Here is a 1299-nt window from a genome sequence, read left to right on the forward strand (position 1 = left end):
AAAGGTATGAAAAAATTCTTCTTGTGAGCGCTCTTTATTAGCAAAAAATTGAATATCATCAATCATTAGCGCATCTACACTACGGTAATAACGTTTAAATTCTTCAATGGCGTTATTTTGTAGTGCTTTTACCATGTCTTGCACAAAACGCTCAGAATGCATGTAAACAATTTTAGCATCGGGCTTGTTAGCCATAATGCCATTACCTACTGCATGTAATAAGTGAGTTTTACCTAAGCCTGTGCCACCGTAAATAAATACCGGGTTAAAGGCAGAGCCAGGGTTATCTGCAACTTGTGTTGCAGCCGCTTTTGCTAGCTGGTTAGATTTACCCTCAACAAAGCTGTCAAAGGTATAGTTATCTTTTATATTAGATTTATAGCCTGATTTAGGCGCAGGCTCTACTGCTGCTTTTTGTTCTACAGGTTGCTGTTTAGCAGGTGCCTGTGAACTAGGTGATGCAGGGGCTTCAACACTTGGCGCCGCCGCTTGAGTATTTAGCAGTGGTTTACTACCTACATCAAAACGTAATTCGGGCGCTTCATCACCACAAATTTCTACCAGTAACTCATTAATACGGTTTAAATACTTTTCTCTTACCCAATCAAGAACAAAGCGATTAGGTGCGTAAATCGTTAAGGTATCTTCGGTACTTTCTGCTTGTAGTGGTCTTACCCACATACTGAATTGTTGCGAAGGCAACTCATCTTGCAATACATATAAACAACTTTGCCAAACCGACAGATACACAGTTAAACTCCCAGAGGTATAATTTTTATTCCCGCACATCAATAATGATTAAAAATCATGCATTTATTGCGTTCAATTGGCCAGCTACCCGACCCAAGACCGGGTATTATGAAGGCACTTTATCCACAAGTAAAAGATTGATTTTTATAAAATTGTTGATATCAGTGTATAAATATCTTAACAGACTGATTTATAGCGACTTTTATTTTAAAGCCTGATAACAGATCATAACAAAAACACACTGAGATCGCGAACCAATTTTACGATCTAAATGAGTTTTCCCATGCTTTTATTCACTTTTTAAACACCAGCTGTGGAAAACTTCTTAATTATGATGATCCTAGTTGATCACCCTACTTTATTACGATCCACATTCTTTAGGTCACTCTCGGCCATTAATTCGCCTTTTTGCGCAAAAGCAGACCATTTTGCTTTAAAATTAATCCATAAATATCAAGCCAGCGTACAAAAAATGTAATAAACACGGTGTTTACAGCGCAATTATGATTGACTTTAAAGTGCTTAATCTATAATATCTCGCGCTCGCAA

At 37.5% G+C, this 1299-nt stretch carries 1 protein-coding gene; it reads right to left on the reverse strand.

Annotation, left to right across the window (positions count from 1 at the left end; translation table 11 throughout):
• Window positions 1-750: DnaA ATPase domain-containing protein (locus tag B4F91_RS05620; protein ID WP_288635417.1), on the reverse strand; the 750-nt coding region annotated here is incomplete at its 3' end.
• Between the last annotated feature and the right edge of the window lie 549 nt (window positions 751-1299).

The organism is Pseudoalteromonas sp. UBA6610 (assembly GCF_002433295.1).
Classification (GTDB): domain Bacteria; phylum Pseudomonadota; class Gammaproteobacteria; order Enterobacterales; family Alteromonadaceae; genus Pseudoalteromonas; species Pseudoalteromonas atlantica.